Here is a 20961-nt window from a genome sequence, read left to right as displayed (position 1 = left end):
AATTTGTAAAGGGTTAAAATCGGGGGCTAGTTATGGTTAATAACGATCAACAGCAAGAAAAACCACAAGATTTCGAGCTAATGGAGTTACTTTTTGGGAAAGTAGATTCTTCAACTTCTGATTCACTGGATAAATCTTTTGAAGCAAGATATCAGTCGTTGGTTGATCAAATACAATCTTATTTACATTCTAGTGAAAAGCCTGGCTTTTTTCCTCATCGATTTTTAGGTTCTTTTTCCAGTGTATTAGATACTAAACTTAATGACAAGTTAGGCATAAAGAAATTGCACTTTCGTTTTGAGGGGGCGAGAACTTTAAAAGTTGTAGCAGAAACAGAATCCAAAATACATGTTTTTATTTTCACTGAAGATATAGAAGCTCAACATTCTAAACAAACAAATACTAAGAATTTCGAATTCACCACAGGTGAGTGGAAGAATGTGATGGGTAGAGATTATACTAAATCAGATGCGCATAAGCTTCAAATTGATGTAATAAAAATTTTAAAAGATAAGTATGAGTTAGTAAAAAGCAGATCGAAGTCAGATAAAGATGTTAAATCGAAGAAGTTATATTTATACTTGAGGAATAACGTATTGAAGTGTAAAGCTAAGGATGTATATGGAAATACTCAAACGATACAAATTGGTCCTGATGAATTAAAAGGTAATAATGCATTTAAAAATAAATTTTTTGATGAAATCAAGCAGTTTTTAGATAAGTCAGGTAAAGATCTTAGTGATGATGTTAGAAAGGAGTTATCAAGAATCACGTCAGCAAAGGGATATACCTTAAAGAGTGATGGAGAAGATGAAAAAATAAACATTAAGGTAGAAAGTAAAAAGAAGATTGTAGATCAACCCATCGAGCCTACAGTAAAGTTTCAAGAAGTGACAAAAAAGTTAGATAAATCTGTCTATCTGGAAAGTTATATTGAAAAGCTTGCTAACCCAGATGCAGAAATAGATCAAGTTCAGGATAATCTTGAAAAAATTCTAACTTACATAAAAGAAGTTCATACCAATTTAGATTTACAGGGTAATGTTTATGGTATTAAAGCTCGCGAAGCTGCTCAACATGGCTTTGTAGCAGGAATATTCGATAATTTTCGATATCGTGATAATACCAAACTCTATTTGGAACAATTTGCTGGTGGAGGTTACGCTGATATTGTTTTGCTTGTTCGTGGGCCTAATCGTGCTATTGATTCAGTTCCAATTCTTATTGAACTCAAGGCTGGAACTGAAGGACAAGTTGATCCAAGTGATGCACTTGAGCAAGCTAAAGATTATATAAAAGGTTTTAGACCAAATAAGATGAGGATTTTAACCAATGCAGATAATGCCATTGCTGTTGGGTTAAATTTAGATGACGCGGAACCGTTTAAAACCGAAGTACAACCTATTAAACAACCACCAGCTCCTTTGATGGAGGAATTTATCGAACTAGTTGGCGAGTGGGATAATCAACAAATTTCTGAGGAAGATTTTAAGCAAGAAATAACGGATTTGTTATCAAGTGAATACCATACTTTTCCAGCAAATAAAGAAACAAAAGATCATTACTATTTCAGTCGAGACATATTAGGTCAATCAATTTTAATCAACAAGATTGGTCAAGATCAAAGTAACATTAAAAAATATATATACTCATATGGTGAGTACCCTCTGGATTGGTCTGGAGGAACGGAGTACACTTTGTCCAAAAGCCCGGTTATGACATTAATATTTGTTCAAGGTAATGAAGGGCAAGAAAACACAGCATTCATTTTTCATATACGAGAGTCCAATACAAAAGAATTCTATGCTGATAAAAAAATTCCAGTGCTGAACATACCTGAAATAGGAAGAGTAGGCAATGTTATAGAAATTAAAATGAGTCTCAAAAAATATGAAACAGGGTTATCTTTTGAAGACCTTTTTGAAATAGAACAGATAAGTAAATATGAATCAAGTGGTAATGATCAACAATTTACAGATGGCAAGTTTATTGAGATACCTAATTCTGATGAATTAAAGGCAAAATTTGATCAAGCAATCACTTCTCAACATGCTTCCGACGGTGAGGTTTCATTGCAAGCCTATAAAGTGTTGCTTACTGAAGTAGCAGATACGATTTACCCTATCAAAGATTTGATTACTAATGAAGCAAGATTACAAGCCATTCTTAATGGTTTATTTAGTAGTTACAGTGATTTAAAGCTACAGGAGACTTCTGCGAAGACTGTAATTATACCTGAATTTCAAGTAGGAGCAGGTGGTCGTGTCGATATGGTAATTCAAGGTATTGGTCCTTCACCTCAGGGTGCTAAAGAATACACTCCTATAGCACTGGAATTTAAGCTTATAGGTAAAAACTTAAATCAAGATCAGCTAAAACAGGAAGTTGATAAATTAACAAAAGAACAAAACATTAGATATGCTAAAGGTGCGGCACTGAAAGCAATTACAGATAGTGATAAAATGTTTTTCATGGGTGTAGTTGTTAATGTGAAGGCTAAGGATAAAAATTCTTTAATATTAACGAGTGATAAGTTTGTTCCTGCTCTAGTAGTTCATAGTTCTATTGACATAGCTAAGAGAAAACATTTAGAAGGAATACAAGAAGTAACCCAGAGACTCAAAGATATGGGTATACAAGAAGAGAACCTAAGTACATTAGAGTCTGCAACAGCAGAAAAGGATTATCATTACTGGCTTCAACAACACGATATAGCTGATATTGCAAGAATAGAATATGGCTATGGTACTGATGGGGCTAACACATTGTTTGAAGTAGTGGGATCACCGAAGCATATAGCTAATCAATTACAACAGTTTCAGAATAGCGTAGCAACAAGAGGTGAAAAACGGCCATTAACTTTAATTGTTAATTTAGATAATAATCACTGGGTTACGTTAGTCATTTCCCATCAAAATGGGCAATATAATGGATACTATGTAGACTCTTTGGGTAATGATATTCCAGGTAATATTCGTCAAGTTCTAGAACGTGCTCGAATTACCGTTAATGACGTTTCTATTGCTCAACAAACAGATGGTCACAATTGCGGCTTATGGGCATTAGAAAATGCTCACTCCCTAAACCAAATGATAGCAAATGGCTATGATTCCGATTGGGTTAGAGATCTGTTACTATTTAATCGAAATGAAGCATATTTTCAAGAACAAAGAGAAAATATTTCAGATAGATTAAGTATAGATCCACAACGTATAGCTAACTTAGATGAAGCTATACTTGCTGAAACACAAGCAAATAGGAAGAAATTCAACCTAAACAGTTGTGTAAGGTCTGGTGGTAGAAGCAAAAGAAGTGTCAATCCTTGTTTATTTTCAAAGAGTGATGTAGAAAAGTTTAGTAAAGGAAAGGTAGATGAAAATAATGTAGACAAAACTATAATTGATAGTGAAAAGTTCCTAACTTATGTTAAAAATAGTCAAGATGAAGCAAAAAACGCTCAACTAGTAGAGTTTGTTGGAGATAAAAGTATTGAAGGTGATCGTAAGTATTTACTTGATAAGGTTGTTGGAGATCAAGGGTATGAACGCTATGTTCAGAATGAACGTGTTAAGAATTTGCATGGAGATATCTCACAGCAAGCTAGCAGTGCAACAAAAGGCTCAAAATTAAAAGGCAGGTTAATGAATGCTGCTGGTGGGATACAATTAATAAGAGGGATCCATGGTGCTATCGTATCTTGCAAGGAAGGGACAGCTACAGATTGTGGATTAAATCTAGGCGGAATAGGATGGTCTTTTGCATCTCAACCGATTGAAAATGTAATGGTTAAAATTACTCCAAAAGTTGTAGCATCAGCTGAAAAGGTTGTGGGAAAAATTATACCAGGTACTTTAGGTAAACAGACAAAATTTGCTATTCGAGTTGTGGGAGTAAAATTTGGAAGTACAATAGCAAGAGGTACAGCAGGAGCTGTAACTGGTGTCTTTGATATTGTTGATATAGGCATGTCAGTAAACAATCTTGTTGATTGTAAAAAAAGAGAGAATAGTGATAATCCATGTGGAGAGAAAGAAATAAGAGATAATATAGCAACTATATCTTTTTCCACTATATCGTTTGTGTCTGGTGTTGCTCTTACAGCACTTGGTATGCCTGGAATCGGCATTGCAGTTGGAGTTGCATTGATGGTAGCTTCCGGAGTTTATAGTGGTGTTAGCAATATCGTGGAGTACGAGAAAAAGTATGATACAACCCATGATGAAAATTGGCGTATTTTTTGGCATACATTTGCTTTTCAACCTGTACCACAAGATGTACAACATCTTGCAGCAAGAAAGGAAATGGTTAATAGTCTAGCTAAAGGAGTTTGGAAAGCTTTAAATAATGACCCTAGTAATGTTGTTGCTTATAGTATTGGTCTTGGAAAAATAAACGGTAATACTCTTCGTCCAGATTATGCAACGATTATGATGAATAGAACAAATGCCAATACAAAAAATCTTTCACGTGTTGTACCTGATTATATCAAAGGTGCTGACAGGATTTGTTTACCACAGATTACTAATCAAGATTATGAAAAAGGTATTAAAAGCTCAGTTAAGTCGGCTGTATACTACTGTGAAAATGCAATGATTATTGACCACGGTGGTAGAGTAAAGATGAAACAGAAAGACAAGACGATTGTTTACGATTTACAAAATGTGGACAGAGGTACCATTGCTGGAAGTAATGTGTGGAACAATAATTTTCTAATTTACTCAGGTACAGCAGGAATAACTGGTGGCAATAATGTAGCAAACAGATTTGTTCTTGTAAATAACCCTAGCTTTTCAGGTAAAATTATTGGTGGAAGCAACTCTACTAATATACTTGATTTAAGCCAGTTAACAAAAGAGAAAGTTATAGGAGTAAATGTTGACTATCGTTTTAAGCCTAGTGCATATGGAAGATTAAAGGTAAAAATAAATAGTCGTTTGTTGATTGATGATTATGTTAGTAATAACCTCTTTAATTACCATTATGTTGGAAGGAAGGACAAGGTAGATAAGATCTTGTGCATGGGTTATTCTGAACACTTTACAGGAACCGATGATCGTGACGTTATCATAGATAGTGGTGGTGGCTCTAACAACAATGAGAAAGATGTAGTTGAAAGTTGCAAAAAAGTAATTATTTCGCCGTATACTAGAGTCAAAGGTAGAAAAAGCAATTATACTTTTTACGTAAAAACTGCAGACTATAAGGGTAGGGGGTTATATTCAGAAATTGACGTAGATGGAACAGGAACTGTAAGTTTTCCTGAATTTGATTTATTAAGTGATTGTGATCAAATAACTTACTCTAAAAACAGTAATACTTTATCTTTGAAAATAAATTTTGGTCAAAATAATCAATTTACTCTCGATATAAAAAATTACGTTGAGCGAAGCAGTAATAAGCCTTACTTTGTACTAATAGATAAAAATGGTAGTAATATTGTTCCTAAGATTGAAAGATCAGATTCATCAACTATAAAAATCACCTCATTTGAATTACATTCAGAACATTCTCTAAAGGGTTTTAGAGCTGTAGAAAATCATTACAAGAAAATTCTAAATAATCATAAGGGTTATAAAGTCTTGAGCGTTGTTAGAGGTAAAACACAAAGTCAAAATAATAGTGTAGTTTCACACATGGTTTTTGGTTCTTCAGGAGATGATATAATTAACTTCGATCAAGGAACTATGTTTGCTAGGGGAGGAGGAGGAAGTGATGTGTATTTTATTAGCAATGATATAAATAGTAGAGAAGTAAAAATTGATAATAACTCAAGTGATAAAAAACTAGATACACTATTTATGTCGGCAGTTGAGAAAGATTTTTCAATCCAGCAATGTGATCTGTATTTAAAATACAATAATAGTAACATTCGAGTGAAAAACTACTTTCAAGATCCTAATTATAGGCATCTTATAATTATGAACAAAAAAGGAGAAACTTTTATCCCCAATATACAATCAATGTCTTGTTCTCCCTTTTCTTCGGGAAAGGATAAATTAGTTCCTTTTTTACAGGCTACACAAACTCAGAATATGTTTTTATTGCCTAAAGATTTTGAAGATGATCATGTAGTGATAGATTCCCGTCTTGAAGATATTGAGAAATATAAAGATAAGGATGATCTCTTATTAATAAGAGAAAGTGAAAATCCTTTTATCATTAGAATAGAAGGATTCTATACTGATCGAAGTAAATGGGAAAATATTTCTTATTCTTTATGGAATAATAATGACCTTTTCCTATCTTCTGGCTTATTAGAAAATGTTGATAATGTAGTGGAGTATAAGGATAAACTTAGAGGTGATTATGAAAGAATTGTAAAAGAATATATTGAAGACTTTAGTGATTCTACTAGTATCATTCAGCACAATCAAAAATTAGAAAAAAATATCTCTACTTCTGTAGGACAAGATGAGGAACGAATAGGAGTAATGGTACTAAAAAATATTACTCCGGATCAGGTTGAAGTTTCTAGTAGTGGTACAGATCTGATATTTCGTGATAAGAAGTCTAATCATACGATCAACATAAACAATTGGAATAATTCTGAATCTTATAGAATTTCCACATTGGAATTCGATCTGGGTTTAGAACCAATAACAATCCGTAAGTTAGATAGGTTTAGTTTGCCTGAGGTAAGAAAAATACAAGCTTTAATTGATAAAGCTTCAGAAAATTATCAAAATAGAAGTAAATATACCCCTAAAGTAGAAAATGACTTTAAATGTTTAATATCAGTTGACGATTTTGAAAGAGAAAATAGAGATCCAGTACATCAATGTCTTGGTTTTCCTTCACTGCAAGACCGGGTTAGCTTTACAGAAAGTTCCTGTAGTTTAGAACAAATTGAGGAATTAAAAAATAAAACGCCAAGTAGTAATCAGATTTTAACATTGCTTGAAAAGTTAGAAAACAACCTTTTGCTGAATGGCTATGATTCAAACATAATAGATCAGTGCAATAAGTGGATGATCACTTCAGGATTGGGAGTATTGAAACCTTTGGTAAGCACAGCAATTTATGAAGGTAAATGGGATGAAGTTAAAACTCTTCTTGATAAAACTGCTAGAAAAAGTAAAGCTGATGTTGAGTATAAAAACCAGTGTTCAAAGAACTGGACGACTTTGAATCATGCTGTTTATAACGGTAATGTGAAATTAAGCGAAAGTATATTTAAATCATTTTTAGAGAAGAAAGGTGACATTAATGCCTTAACTAGTTGTAACAATGATAATTGGGCACTTTTACACTATGCTGTTCATTACAGCAACTTTGATATGGTTAGTTTTCTTGTAGATAAAGGTGCTAACATTGAAATTAGAAGTAAGGAGGGTCAGACACCCCTGCATTTGGCTGTTGAAGAAGCCAAGCAAAATATAATTAATCTTCTTCTTGATAGAGGTGCTGATATCGAGGCTAAAAACAACGATGGTAGAACACCTCTGTACTTAGCTGCTTACAATAATGACTCAGGTGTAATTGAACTTCTTTGTAACAGGATCAAGACTAAAAGTAATGACGCATCTAAAATGATAAAACAGGTTGGATTTTTAAAGAAGGAAGTTGTTAACCAAGCAAATATTCCATCTAATGCAAAAAGATTGGTAGAGTCTTGTATAAGTAGTTTAAGAGATTCAATAAAAAGTGCAGCCAAAAAGGTGCTAAAGGAGGGTATACTGCATAGTCGTAGTGCTTCGACTATTGAACTCATAGATAAGGTTTATAATTTCGATGAAAGGTTGTTTAATGAAGCAATTAAGGAAGCTGTAAATGACACATACGCGGGTGTAGGTATAGAAGGAATATTAAGGTTTATACGCAGTCACCATTATATTGGTCAGTTTATTCCAGGTTATATAGCTGCGTTTGACAAAATACCAAAGAATGATGGTGCAATGTTCAAATTAGCTTACTCTATTAGAGAGACCATGAAAATGCCTAGGGTCAATTCAGAAGAGAAATCTGATCTTGAAAGGCTAAAAAATAAATTACCAGAATCAGTGAGAAATGCAGTATTTTCATCAGAAGTATGTATTAAAAATGTTGAGTATGGAAGGTACTTGTACTCACCTAATAATGATTGTATGTACCACTTAAACAATTGTGACAGGGATAGGCGGTATGTGTTCACTTGGCCTTCAAATGGAAATGGTGATCAATTTAAGTGGAAGGTTGAGCTCAATGGCGATAATGTGTATCTAAAGAATGTTGAGTATGGAAGGTACTTGTATTCACCTAATGATGATTGTATGTACCACTTAAACAATTGTGACAGGGATAGGCGGTATGTATTTACCTGGCCTTCAAAGCTAGGAAACAATGGCAAGTGGAAAGTTGAGCTTGATGGTGGTAATGTGTATCTAAAAAATGTTGAGTATGGAAGGTACTTGTACTCACCTAATAATGATTGTATGTACCACTTAAACAATTGTGACAGGGATAGGCGGTATGTGTTCACTTGGCCTTCAAATAGAAATAATGATCAATTTAAGTGGAAAATTGAAGATTGTGGATCTACTCGCAAGAGACGTAGCATACAAGAATTAAATGGTTATAATCAAACTGTAGTAGACTATCAGTCAATATTGACTGAAGAAAATAGTCAGCAAATAGCAAGTAGAATATCTGCTATAGTTGAAGATGTTGAAAGGCACACCTTTTTAAATCAGTCAAAAAATAAGTTAGATTTAGATATTTATTTAAATAATAGAGGGAGAAGCAATGCTGCGGATTCTATGAGGAGAGATGTATGTAGTGAACTCAATGCAAGTGGGAGAAGAAATATTGTTCTAAGCGGAAACGATGTATGTGCAATTACTTCAGGTTATGAAACACTTGATATTGAAAACTTCCCTATTCAAGAAGTAGTGATTAATGATGATGTCAATGGAAAGAAAAGTTTAAGAAGTACATTAGATTTACATCAGTTGGTGCAACAAGTAGATAGGGATTTGAGTATAAAACCGATACCAACAGTTATTAAAGACAAAAGTGATTTATTAATTAAGTTATCTATATCAGCTACCGGCTTGCAGCAAGATGTAGTAACAGTTAGGCTAAAAGATGCCCTTGTAAATAAGTGGTATAAAAAATTACAAATTATTCTTGATAATGCACCGATGGAAATAGATGATAGTTTAGGTTTAAAGTCTTCGTTCTTTATTTCTGATGAAAAAATTATTGTAGTAACACCTCAAGACATAGAAGAAAAGAATAAATTAGTAATATCTAAAAAAGCAGGGCAGTATACCTATCTTCATGATAAGTACGACTTGATAGTTACCAATGCCTTTAATGCTGATATAGAGGCAAGTGAGTTATGTATTATACGGTTTAAGGATTTCTATAAAGAATCTAAAATGAAAACATTAACTATAAAATTTACTGACAAAGAGATATTATTAAGTAACGAAATGGATAAAATAAATAATTCAGACAGTATTGATAAATTAAATAATGTGAGTTCTATTGTTAATTCACAAGAGAGTTCTATACATTCAGAGGTTCCAAACAGTGGAGACATAAATGCTCAAGGTAAACTTGACAGAACACTGTTGCATCTTGCTTCCGAGGCGGGTGAATTTGATAAGGTGAAACTTCTTCTTGATAGAGGTGCTAATATTGAAGTTCAAGATAAATTTGGGTACACACCAATATTTCTCGCTACTCAGTCAGGTAGGTGGAGTGTAGTAGAACTTCTTCTTAATAGAGGAGCTAATGTTGATGTTCAAGATAAGGAAGGTAAAACACTTTTACACTTTGCTACTCAAAAGGATAATTTGGACATGGTTGAGTTCCTTATTGATAGAAGTGCTAATATTGAAATTAAAGATAATATTGCTTGGACACCGATACTTTATGCTGCTCAGTTAGGTAAATGGGGTGCAGTAAAGCTTCTTATTGGTAACGGTGCTAAATTTAATAATGAAATAACGATTCAAGGAACGCCTTTACATTTTGCTGTGCAAGAGGGTAATTTAGATATGGTCAGATTTCTTCTTGATGAAGGTGTTGATACCGAATCTCAAGACAAAGATAATAAAAAGCCTTTGCATCTTGCTGTTGATGCGAACAGGTTGAGTGTAGTCAAACTCCTTCTTGATAGAGGTGCTAGTGTCAACGTTACGGACATGAATAGCCAAACGCCTTTAGGTTTAGCTACTAAAGGAAATATGATAGAAATTTTGAAGAAGGCGGAGTTGGATCAAGGGTTATTAATTAATGCAAGGGGTGGTAATCTTGATAAAGTAAAAGATCTTATCGCTCAAGGTGCAAATTTAGAGACTAAAGATAATACTCCTCTACATAATGCTTGTAATAATGATCGCTTAAAAGTAGTAGAATATCTTATAGAAAAAGGAGCTAGTTTAAAGGCTAAAAATAAAGATGGTAAAATACCTTTAGAGTTGGCTGAGCAAAAGGGTTACACAGATATAGTAGAAATTTTAAAACAAACACAATTAAATCTGGATAGAGAGTTATTGATTGCTGTAGAAAAAGAAGATCTTGGCAAAGTTAAAGACAATATCAGACGAGGTGCTAATGTTAATGCTCAAAGTAGGCTGGGTTGGGCCTCTGTGTTCTGGGCAATTCAAAAGAATAATTTAAATATAGTTAAACTTCTCGTAAATAACGGTGCTGATATTAATGCCAAAGATAATGAAAGTTGGATGCCTCTTCATTGGGCTGTTCAATTGGGTTCATTAGATGTAGTTAAGTATCTTGTTGAGAGAGGCGCTAATATTAATGCTTTAACTGCTGACGGTAGAACATCTTTAGAATTAGCTGCTCAAAAGAATCGCGTAAATGTAATAGAATTTTTGAAAAAAGCACAGTTAGATTTGGATAAAGAATTATTGACTGCAGTGCAAGATGGAGATCTCAATAAAGTTGAAGGCCTTGCAAATCAAGGTGCTGGATTGAATACTAAAGGTAGTAATGATTGGACACTTTTACACTTTGCTGTTTTTAGCAACAAGTTCGACATAGTTAAGTTTCTTCTTGATAAGAACGCTAATATTAAAGCTAAAGATGTGTATGGTAATACACCTTTACATGTGGCTGCTCAGTATGATAGTAAGCTTGAAATAGTTGAATTTCTTTTAGATAGAAATGCTAGTGGCATTAATGATGTAAATAATAACGGTTCAACACCTTTACATTTAGCTATACAAGGAAATAAACCAAGTACAGTCAAACTTCTTCTCAATAAAGGTGCTAATATTAACGCTAAAGACAAGGATGGTAAAACACCTTTGGATTTGGCTGTGCAAGAAGGTTATACAGATATAATACAAATAATAGAACAAGTACAGTCAGATTTAGATAAAGAATTGCTGACTGCAGTACAAAATGGCGATCTCAATAAAGTGAAGAGTCTTATTAGTCGAAATGCTAATGTTAATACTAGAGATAAGTACAGTTGGACACCACTACATTGGGCTGCATACAAAGGTCATTTAGAAGTTGCAGAGTTTTTGGTAAAGAAAGGCGCTGATATTAATGCTGCAGATAAAGGCCCTTATGGTAAAAAGTCTATACATGTTGCTGCTGAGAATAATAGTAAAGATATCATAGAGTTTTTTCTTAGCAAGGGAGTAAGTATTAATGATACTGATAAACAAGGTTACACACCACTGCACTATGCTGCATGGAGAGGACGTTTAGAGGTTGCAAAGTTTTTGATAAAAGAATACGCTGATTCAATATTTAAATACAATAATGGTAGCACTCTTCCATGTAATGCTTCTTTAGGTAATCATTTAGATATAATTAAATGTTCTATAGGTGAGAAAAATATTTTAGAAATCAGAGATAATAGTGGCAGAGTTCCCCTGCACTGTGCTGCTTCCAACGGTAAATTAGATATAGTAAAATATTTTATAGATGAAGAGAAAGTCGATGTTAATATAATAGATAATGGTTACTGGACACCACTACATTGGGCTTCTTGGGGTGGGTATCTAAATATAACAAAGTATCTTGTAGATAAAAGGGCTAATATTAATGCCAAAGACAAGGGTAGTAAAACACCGTTAAATGTTGCTATCGATCAAAAACATAATAATGTTGTAAAATATCTAGAACAAGCACAATTAGATTTGAATAAAGAATTGTTAATCGCAGCAAAAGGTGGTAATCTTAATAAAGTTATAGATCTGATAAGCAAGGGAGCTAATGTTAATGTTAAAGATAACAATGATGATACTCCTCTGCACCTTGCTGTTGGTTATTTAGATGTAGTAAAATACCTTATAAGTAAGGGAGCCAACATTAATGCTAAGTGCAAGGCTGGTAAAACACCGCTAGATATTGCTGCCTATCAAAAACTTAGTGATGTTGTAGAATATTTGAAGCAAACGCAATTAGACTTAGATAAAAAATTGTTGATCGCAGCAAAAGGTGGTGATCTTAATAAGGCTATAGATCTGATAAGCAAGGGAGCTAACGTTAATGATACTGATACACAAGGTCATACACCACTGCACTGGGCTTCTTGGAGTGGTCATTTGGATGTAGTAGAGTACCTTATAGTTAAGGGGGCCAACATTAATGCTAAATGTAATGCTGATGGAACACCGCTAGATATTGCTAGAAGCGAAGGACACAATGATATTGTGGAATATTTAAAAGAAAAACTCAAGGAAGAAAGAGAAAAACCTGTGCAACGCAGACGTCGTCATCACCATGGAGATCATGCTCGTCATCATATTTCAAGAAAACCACTTGCTATAAATCAACCTGAGATAGCAGCAAGTAGTGGCACAAGACCATCTTCATGGATAAATGTATTTGGTTGGATAAGAAGCTCTGTGAGTGGGTTATTAGGTTCTAGAGCTGCTTTACCTGAGAAAACATTCACTCAAAGTTCAATCTCACAAATTAGTCCACCAATCGATGTAAATGGTACAATAATGTTACTTGATTTATTAATTAGAAAAGTTACAGGTCAAAAGTATATTTCTACAGTAGGTCAGTCTATATCCCCACTAGAAGCACAGGGCTATGCATTAAATATTACAAAGGAATTTGAGAAAGTAGTAGAGCAAGCTGGATTAAAAAGTGGTGTATCAATGCATCGATTGAATATTGATTTTGTGGGAATGCACAAAGAGATTACTGGAAAAATCATGGGTGGTAAATTCAATGAAATTTCAGGGATTTTAAAATCGTATGTAGAGAAAGCATGTCCTGATGAAGAAGCTGGTAAATTAAATCCGAAGAAATTTGACAAGTTTATAGCTCAATTTAATAAGGGTCTGCTAAATCAATCAATAGAGCAGATATTACACAACAGAGATGGTAGATTAGAAGTTGATGATGCAAAGCAAATGAGTTTAGAGCCTCAAAGTTATTTAAGTAATGCTTCAGTTCAAGGCCATTTGACTAGGAATAAGGTTAAATTAATTTCTTAATCTCATCTAAAGAAAGGCCCGTAGTTTGTGATACAACGTCAATAGAGATGCCAGCTTTAAGTAAATTTTTTGCAACTTCAATTTTACCTTCAATTTTACCTTTTTGATGGCCGATTTGGATACCTTCTTGTCTACCTTCATGTTTAGCATCATCGAGTTTTTGTTCCAAGATAGCAGCTTCTTTCTGTAAATCCATGACCCTTTCTTCATAAGCTACGAGATCTTTCTCATTCCAATGAAACTTGTCTAATTCATCATATGCTAGCTTTATTATCGGTGACTTTTCTGCTATTTTCCTTAAATCTTCATCAGTTGTTTCTTCTGCATATTTGAAGAAAAATAGCCAACGATCTACTACATTTTCTAGCTGTTCTTCTCTACTCTTAGGAAACTTTGGTAACTCAATGAAAATAAATTGAAAATCTTTTAAGTCATGCTCGTTAGTTTTTTCATCTCTTATGGTATGGCTAGATATATAATCAGGCTTATCAGGAAATAAATTACAATTGGAAATAGCAATAAAGAAAACCTTCTTTAAATCAATGTACTTACCACCTTTATCAGCCTGCCTTGAGTAAGCCTTAGCAGCATATAATTGAGCACGTTTTTCAAAGCCTTTATCACGAGCGAGTTGCATCTCAATCACGTATCTGGCCCCAGTGGAATCTCTGCACAGAACATCAACAATACTCTGCTTATCAGAGGCAATTTCAGGGTCCATAATGGTGCTGAGGAACTCAACATCTTGAATAGCATTGACTCCAGTAAAGCCTAAGATATCATTCAAAAAGTGAATAAGGATATTCTTATTTTTTTCAGTACCGAATATTTTTTTAAATGTTAAGTCTAATTTTGGATCGAGAAACTTCGAAAGAGCCATAGCGCGAGTACCTAAAAAGCATTAATAATTATACACAATTGTGAAGAAATATTCAACTAAAATTCAAACATAGAAAGAAGCATCCCTTTTGTATATCTTTATTTGGTAGTATTAAACTGTATAATATTTATGGCAAATATCTCTATAAGGTATCAGATAGCACAAAAAGTAAGGAGCTGGAGGTTAAAGCGAGGCTATACTCAAAAAGATTTAGCGGGAAAAATCGGCGTAACATATCAAATAGTACTACAATATGAAAAAGGAACACGAAAAATTTCGATTGAAAAGTTGTGCGCTATAGCAAAGGTGTTATCAATTAATATTACGGATCTTATTCCTGTATCAAATGAAAAAATCTGTTTTGAAGATAAGGGAGAGGAAATATTAAATCTAGTAAGAAAATATAAAACGATTAATGATCAAGAGTTGCGCAAGGTGTTTTACTTGCTAACAAAATTTACCCGAGTTGGTGAGAAAAGTAGTAAAAAAGCAGAGAAAGTAAAAATTGCAAAGGGCCTGGTTAAAGCAGGGATTTCTGTTGATATTGTTTCACAAGCAATTGGCCTCTCTGCTGATGAATGTGTTGAAGAAAAAATAGGTTCTATATACTGCAAAATAGGAAAGAAGATAAAAGAATGGAGACTAGTGCGGGAATATACTCAGAAGGATTTAGCAAAGAAAATGAGTACAACACGTGATGAAATAAGCAACTATGAACAAGGAAGAACTGCTGTTCCACTGGGAAGATTATATGAGATAGCAAAGGCGTTATCGATTAATATCATGGACCTACTTGAACTAACAGAGGATGCAGATGATAAAGTGGTACCTAATTTAATTGAAGAATACAAAAAAATTGAAAGCCAAGAACTACGTCATGCACTAATGAAATCTCTGTTTGAAAGCATACAAATTTGCGAAGAGAAAGTGAAAAGAGCAGAAAAGATGAAAATTGCAAAGGATTTAGTTAAGGAAGGAATTTCTATCAATATTATTTTAAAAACAGTAGGCATCTCTTTAGACGAAATTCAACAAATTTAAAATAAAAAATCAGTATCTATTAATATCTTTACTTTTTGATGAAAAAATAAGTAAAAAAGATTGAAAAATTGATTTGACTTCACTCGGAAGCTATGGCTCTATGCCAATGCTGATAAAGCAGTAAATATTAAAAAAAAGTTTGTTGTTAGTGAAGGGTAAATTATATGAATAATAATAAGAATAAAGAAGAAATAGAATTCAGAATATTAGAAAGCAAAGGCAAAGCACTACTTGATCGTGAAATAATGGAAACATTTTTAAGTGCAGTACATGAAAGGCCGCAAGCTCAAGAAATTGCTAAAAATCTGGTGAATACTTATGCAGGAGTAGGAAGGATTTTAGGTAGAGAAATGGATGACCTGAAAGTTATAGAAGGAGTAACTGATTCTGCAGTAGCAATGATTATGTGTGTTAAGGAAACACTAGAAAGGGTACTGAGAGAAAAGCTCAAAAAGTGAGCCAATAATGGACTTACAAGGGCTAGTAGAGTACTTAAACGTAAGTATAGGCCACTCAGAAAGGGAATGTGTAAAAATACTGTACTTGAATAAAAGGCGTCAACTAATTGGAGAAGAATCCTATATTGGTGAAATGGAAAAAGCACCAGTATACATAAAGGAAATTACAAGAAAAGCATTAATAAAGAATGCAACATTAGTAATAATGTCACACAACCACCCTGGGGGAAGTTTAGAACCTTCAGAAGAAGATCAAGAAGTAACAAAGAGCTTAGCAGCAGCATGTAGTACTGTAAGCGTTAGATTATTTGATCATATTATCATTACAAGTGGGGGTTATTTTAGCTTTAGAGAAAACGGATTGTTATAGCAGAAAGTATTTGCAAATCTACTCACTATAATTTATAATGAGTAATATAATGTATAATAATAAAGTTTATTGTACGCTTAAAAAGTATTTTTAATAGTGGAGGTAATATGGGTAATAAAATAATCGTACCTTTTGGTGATAAGGAAGGAGGTATCTACGAGTTAAACGTTGATCTTGATAAATTGTCAAAAGGTGAGATGTTAAATGCTATTGTAGGAATTGGTCGTACTAGCCAGCAGCCTACTTTTGTAAGCAAAATTAATAAGGCTAAAAAGCTTGTAGATAAAGAAGTAGTACCTTTCCCTGGTAGAGAAGTTCGCGAAAACAAAATCAACTATGGGAAAGGACTTGACTACATATATGGTACAAAACCTGTAAGTGATCAAGAAGATAAAAATCCATTTGCTTCAGCTTTGAAAAAAATAAAGCCAAGTGCAGAAAAGTTGAGCTGGTTTAAGAGTGCTGTGGTAAGAGCAAAAAGTCCAAATGAACTGCACAAGGTTGTAGACGAAGCACTAGCTGCTGGAGCAAGGCTAAATGCATGTAATGATGGAGAGTGGAGATTTTGCTCTCCCTCTCAATAGGGTTAAAAGACTGAACAGTATCTTTGGAATTATATCCCGTATTTACAAGGTTAGTCTAAACTCTCAACCTAATTTATAGTCTTGGAGGCAATTTTATGCAAGCAAATGCTGTTTTAGGTGTGGACATTTCTAAAAAGAAATTTGATGTTTGTTTATTGGTAGGCAACAAAGAACGGTACAAAGTCTTTCAAAATAATCATGATGGTTTTGAAAAGCTTGTGGCTTGGTGCAATCATCATGGAGCAGAACTTATTCATCTGTGTCTCGAAGCAACCGGTTGTTATAGTGAAGATATAGTTAATTTTATGTATGACTTGGAGCATAATGTAAGTGTGGTAAACCCAGCCCAAATCAAAGCTTTTGGCAGAAGTGAGCTACTTAGAAACAAAACAGATAAGTCAGATGCTGCCATGATTGCTAGGTTTTGTATTGCTAACAAACCTAATCTTTGGAAACCTGCTCCTCCCGAAGTTAGGCGTTTAAGAGACCTTTATCGTTGTTTGCAAGCATTTAAAGATGACAAGCTACAACAGATGAATCGCTTGGAAAATAAAAATACGGATTCCCATTGTAAACAAGCAATACTTGAGGTCATTGCTACAATAGACACACAAACTGCTGCTCTAGAGAAAGAAATTAATGAACATGTTAATAACCATTTGCATCTAAAAAATATAACAGAAAAGATCAAGACTATAAAAGGCGTAGGACATCTTACAGCTGTTGCTGTTGTTGCAGAAATGCCATCAGTTGATAATTTTGATAATGCCAGACAATTCACAGCTTTTGCTGGTCTAAACCCAGAACATTATCAATCAGGATCATCCGTAAGTAAAAAAAGTCGAATATGTAAAATAGGATCTGAGCGTATTCGCAAAGCTCTTTATATGCCAGCTATAGTAGTCAAGAATCATAATTCTTACTTTCAAAAGTTTTGTCAGCGTTTAGCAAGTAAAGGAAAATGTCCAAAGGTTATAATTGTTGCTTTAATGAGAAAACTAATGCATGTATTTTTTGGTATTCTTAAAAATGATCAACCATTCAATGGTAATTTAGTGAGATAATTTTGACAGTAAAAGCTTGGATCTTATGCTCAACTGTTTAGGATGTAATTTAACATGTACTTTGAGTTATAATATGTATCATTTTGATTTTAACTGAGCTCTGTACTTTGTAAAACTATTCTCAGAAGATTAAGAAGATATGGTCCTATAACTGTGGATAAATACGTCCACACACACTTAAAGTATTTATCCACAGTTACACTAATTTATAGAAAATGCAGATAAATTTTTTGTTGTTTTATAGCTAAATAACTTGTTGACAATAAAGACAGTATCTCCACTACGGCCTTACTGGCATTAGCTTCGCTACGGCTTCACCCTCTCCTATAAGATATTTTAGCTCTAATACCTTACATTATAAAGATACAAGCTTCGCGGAATATGTGATACTGGGCACACATTTTCATAAATTTGATAAGGCTGATCGTAAAAAGCTAATACGTAAATTAATGCTAAGTGGTGCAGAGTTTCATGATACTCTACTGCAGAATAAACTGATAGGTGAAATCTATAATGAGCTACAGCCAGAAGTTCAGCCACAGATAGATAAGCAACTAGAAGAGCTAGAGGAAGCTGGCGAAAATGCTGTGCAAGAAGGAGAATTAATAGATGTTGAGATAGATAATACAACATCGTATATAGAATTTTCTGGGAATAGTAAGGTAGAGGTAGCCAAAATACTGGAAGCAAACAGAAAGTTAGGAAGTAATATCTTAAAAATTGGTAATGATGCAGTTGAAGTTAAAAGTGAGAAGGGAGGTATAAGAAACTATACCGATATTTCAGATGGCAGCTCTGTCATGTTAGAATTTCCTACGAGCATTGGTAAGCTAAATATTGTGTTGTACCAAGAGGCAGATCAGGTGCAAGTGAGAGTAGAAAATAAGGAAATGTGGGCTGAGTTACAAAAAAGAGACGAAGAAATAGGAAAAAACTGCCTTTTTGGGGGAGTAAAACTTCAAGAAGCAGTAGAGAAAGGTAATTTCACTAGATGTGGCATATGGAGTGAAAAGTATGCTATAAAAGAGATTAGCAATGATGAAGTATTGTCTCCGTCTTCATGGGTAAATAGGGTATGTGGAGGTAGTAAAGAAACCTTTCGGGAACTTTAATGCGTCTACAGGCAACTTTAAGGTTCCAGAGGTTTTTTTTACCATTATATCTGGAGCCTTTGAGCTATAGTAGAAAATATTATATATGGTTCTTTGCGTGGAAAGAAGTCTAGATTATAAAGTGGGAGAAAAATTAAAAAGTTGGAGGTTAGAGCGAGGGTACACTCAGAAAGATTTAGCAGAGAAAATTGGTGTAAAATACTGGGTGATATTGCAATATGAGAAAGGGAATCGTAGAGTTCCAATTGAAAGGTTGTATGCTATAACTGAGGCACTATCAATCAGTATTACGGATCTTATTCCTGTATCAAAAAGCTGTCTTGAAGATGAAGAAGAAATATTAAATCTAGTAAGAGAATATAAAAAGATTAACGATCAGGAGTTACGTAAGATGTTTTGTTTGCTAACCAAATTTGTCCAAGTTAGTGAGAAAAGTAGTAGAAAATCGGAAAAAATAAAAATTGCAAAGAGTCTGGTTAAAGCAGGAGTTTCTGTTGATATTGTTGCAAAAACAATTGGTCTGTCTGCTGATGAATGTGTTGAAGAAAAAGTTGGTTCTATCTACTACCAAATAGGCAAAAAGATAAAGGAATGGAGACTAGTGAGAGAGTATACTCAAAAGGATTTAGCGGAGAAAATGAGTACAACACGTGACGAAATAAGCAACTATGAACAAGGACGCGTAGCTACTCCACTGGGAAAATTATATGAGATAGCAGAAACATTATCGATTAGTATTACAGATCTACTAACAGAGGAAGATGAAGGTAGTAAAGTGGAAAATGAGCTACCGAATTTGATTAAAGAATACAAAGAAATTGAGAGCCAAGAACTACGTCATGCACTAATAAAATCTTTGTTTGAAGGGATACGTATTTGTGAGGGGAAAGTGAGAGAGATAGAAAGGATTAAAGTTGCAAAGGATCTAGTAAAAGGTGGAATTTCTATTGATACTATTTTGCAAGCGGTAGGTTTATCTATTGATATGGTTTTAGATGGATAGCTCGTAAAAAAATTATAGCAATAAAGTTTTTTTCTTAAATGGAGGATAAATGTTTGTTTCTGCAAGCAATGTTAGTTACGGAATAGGGCAAAGAATAGAAAATTGTAGGTTAATGCGAGGGCATACTCAAATAGGATTAGCAAGTCAAATAGGTTTAACATACCAAGAAGTAAACAGCTATGAAGATGGGTATATTCCTATTCCAATTGAAGTACTATATATAATAGCAAGAGTATTATCAGTTGACGTTGTAGATTTATTACCTGAACCAGTAATAGTAAGGGAAGACAGCTATGAAGACGAGGAAATACTCTATCTAACGAAAATATACGAGAATCAAAAGTTAGGCAAAATAGTACCTTCATTAATCAGGTTTGTTCATATTAGCGAGAAAATCAATCAAGAGGAGGCAAGATTAGAAGTAGCAAAAAATCTAGTTAAAGAAGGAGTTTCAGTTGACATAATTTCCCAAGCAACCGGCTTATCTATTTACGAGTATGATAATACAGAGAGAGAAATCTGCACTGATTCTATATATTACAGAGTAGGGCAAAGAATAAGAGAATGGAGATTGATAAGAAGGTATACTCAAAAAGATTTGGCGGATAAAGTTGGTGTAACACTCAAGGAAATACACGAATATGAAAAAGGATATACTGAAATATCATTTGATAAATTATATGAAATAGCAGGGGAATTATCAGTGAATATTAAAGTTCTGCTGCCTAAAACAAGAGAAAGCAAAAAGCTATTGAGTTTAATGGATGAGTACGGAGAACAAGAATCATTAGTCAAATCTCTATCTGAAGATATGAAAAGTGGCAAGGAAAAAGTTAAAAAAACAGAAAGGATCAAGGTTGCAAAAAATCTAGCAAAGGAAGGTGTTGCTATTGATATTATTGTGCGAGCAAGTGGCCTAACTGCCGATGAGTGTGAAAATTGAATTGTGTTTAAGATATAAGTAAAAATGGTTAATATATTATCTATTCTAAACCCTTATTTAGCTCTGCAGAATTTTTTTGGCATTTCTACGT

At 33.7% G+C, this 20961-nt stretch carries 6 protein-coding genes and 3 pseudogenes; 8 read left to right on the top strand and 1 reads right to left on the bottom strand.

The genetic code is table 11. The features are described 5' to 3' along the window. The first annotated feature begins 32 nt into the window (after positions 1–32). Positions 33–13415 carry an ankyrin repeat domain-containing protein gene (locus ACQH21_RS04755; protein WP_408066988.1) on the top strand — a complete coding sequence of 4461 codons (13383 nt, stop codon included), beginning with the start codon at positions 33–35 and terminating at the stop codon, positions 13413–13415. Here ACQH21_RS04755 and ACQH21_RS04750 read toward each other — a convergent pair. Further along, positions 13399–14295: an Rpn family recombination-promoting nuclease/putative transposase gene (locus tag ACQH21_RS04750; RefSeq protein WP_264376226.1), complete on the bottom strand. Its 897-nt coding sequence runs from the start codon at positions 14293–14295 to the stop codon at positions 13399–13401. The two genes, ACQH21_RS04755 and ACQH21_RS04750, sit on opposite strands and share 17 nt — an antisense overlap. Positions 14296–14424: 129 nt before the next feature. On the opposite strand from ACQH21_RS04750, the gene wmk (ACQH21_RS04745) reads away from it, so the two are divergent. The 7 genes and pseudogenes from wmk (ACQH21_RS04745) to wmk (ACQH21_RS04715) all read left to right on the top strand — a co-directional run bounded on the left by wmk (ACQH21_RS04745) (position 14425) and on the right by wmk (ACQH21_RS04715) (position 20870). Then, the gene (wmk, locus tag ACQH21_RS04745; RefSeq protein ID WP_264376373.1) at positions 14425–15336 is read left to right on the top strand and encodes a WO male-killing family protein Wmk; all 912 of its coding nucleotides are present in this window, start codon (positions 14425–14427) and stop codon (positions 15334–15336) included. A gap of 164 nt (positions 15337–15500) precedes the next feature. Then, a pseudogene (locus ACQH21_RS04740) lies at positions 15501–16164 on the top strand (JAB domain-containing protein). Between the two features lie 107 nt (positions 16165–16271). Continuing rightward, a pseudogene (locus ACQH21_RS04735) lies at positions 16272–16730 on the top strand (hypothetical protein); the annotation flags it as partial. Positions 16731–16843: 113 nt separating this feature from the next. Next, positions 16844–17812: a transposase gene (locus tag ACQH21_RS04730; RefSeq protein WP_141456909.1), complete on the top strand. Its 969-nt coding sequence runs from the start codon at positions 16844–16846 to the stop codon at positions 17810–17812. 365 nt (positions 17813–18177) lie between these two features. After that, positions 18178–18924 (top strand): annotated as a pseudogene (locus ACQH21_RS04725) (hypothetical protein); the annotation flags it as partial. 85 nt (positions 18925–19009) lie between these two features. Further along, positions 19010–19927 (top strand): WO male-killing family protein Wmk, encoded by a 918-nt coding sequence (wmk, locus tag ACQH21_RS04720; RefSeq protein WP_141456911.1) that lies wholly within the window; start codon positions 19010–19012, stop codon positions 19925–19927. Between the two features lie 49 nt (positions 19928–19976). Beyond that, positions 19977–20870: a WO male-killing family protein Wmk gene (gene wmk / locus ACQH21_RS04715; protein WP_141456913.1), complete on the top strand. Its 894-nt coding sequence runs from the start codon at positions 19977–19979 to the stop codon at positions 20868–20870. The last annotated feature ends 91 nt before the right edge of the window (positions 20871–20961 follow it).

The organism is Wolbachia endosymbiont (group B) of Eupithecia inturbata, assembly GCF_964030915.1.
Taxonomy (GTDB): Bacteria; Pseudomonadota; Alphaproteobacteria; order Rickettsiales; family Anaplasmataceae; genus Wolbachia.
This window is presented reverse-complemented; position numbering and strand designations above follow the sequence as displayed.